This window comes from Streptomyces sp. NPDC002463, assembly GCF_042889835.1.
Classification (GTDB): Bacteria; Actinomycetota; Actinomycetes; order Streptomycetales; family Streptomycetaceae; genus Streptomyces; species Streptomyces nymphaeiformis.
Genome location: NZ_JBIARL010000070.1, coordinates 1 through 1,031 on the forward strand (window position 1 = coordinate 1; position 1,031 = coordinate 1,031).

The 1,031-nt window shown below is 68.9% G+C and carries 1 protein-coding gene; it reads right to left on the minus strand.

What is annotated here, in order from left to right:
- On the minus strand, positions 1–992 hold a 992-nt coding region (locus ACFYX3_RS42060; protein ID WP_389025431.1), incomplete at its 3' end, for a condensation domain-containing protein.
- Between the last annotated feature and the right edge of the window lie 39 nt (positions 993–1,031).

Genomic DNA, 1,031 nt, shown 5'->3' on the forward strand with positions numbered 1-1,031 from the left:
GAGAGGCTCCGGGTCGGGTTGACCGCTTCGAGGACCAGATCGAAGGGAGCCTCCTGATGCGCGAAGGCGTCCAGGTCCGCCGTACGCACCCGGCGCAGAAGGTCACGGAAGCTCGGGTCACCCGCACTGCTCGTCCTCAGGACCAGCGTGTTCACGAAGAACCCCACCAGATCCTGCAAGGACCGCTCACCACGACCCGCCACCGGCGTACCGATCGCCAGATCCGACCCCGCACCCAGCCGCGTCAACGCCGCGACCAGCGCCGCGTGCACCACCATGAACGGCGTGCACCCCTCGGAGCGGGCCAGGACCGCGATCCGCTCGAACAGGTCCGCACCGAGGTCGAGCTCGACCTGACCGCCCCGATGCGAGGCCCTGGCCGGCCTCGGACGGTCCAGATTCAGCCCGTGCTCCTCCGGCAGATCCTCCAGCGCCCCACGCCAGAACTCCAGCTCCCGGCCCAGCACACTCTCCGGATCATCCGCCGCACCCAGTACCCGCCGCTGCCAGACCGCATAGTCCGCGTACTGCACGTCCAACGGCTCCAGAACCCGACCCTCGACGCCGGCGACCCGAGCCTCGTACGCCCGCTGCAGATCCCCGAAGAACACCGCATTCGACAGACCGTCCGTCGCAATGTGATGCACCACGAGCGACAACACCGCCGAACCGTCACCCAGCTCGAACACCACCGCACGCAGCGGAAGCTCCACCGCCAGATCGAAGACACGACCGGCCGCCGCGGCCAACTCCCCGTCCAGCGCGTCGACATCGACGCAACGGCGCTCCACCGACACCCGGGCCAACTCGGGCGCCAGCACCCGCTGACACGGCTCGCCCTCCACCGACTCGAACACCGTCCGCAACGGAGCATGCCGCTCCACCACATCACTCAGCGCCGACTCAAGGGCCACGACATCCAGCCCACCCTCACACCGCACCACCATCGGCACGTTGTAAGCCGCACTGCCCCCCTCCAACTCCGCCAGCAACCACAGTCGCCGCTGAGCGAACGAGACCGGAGCCGTGTC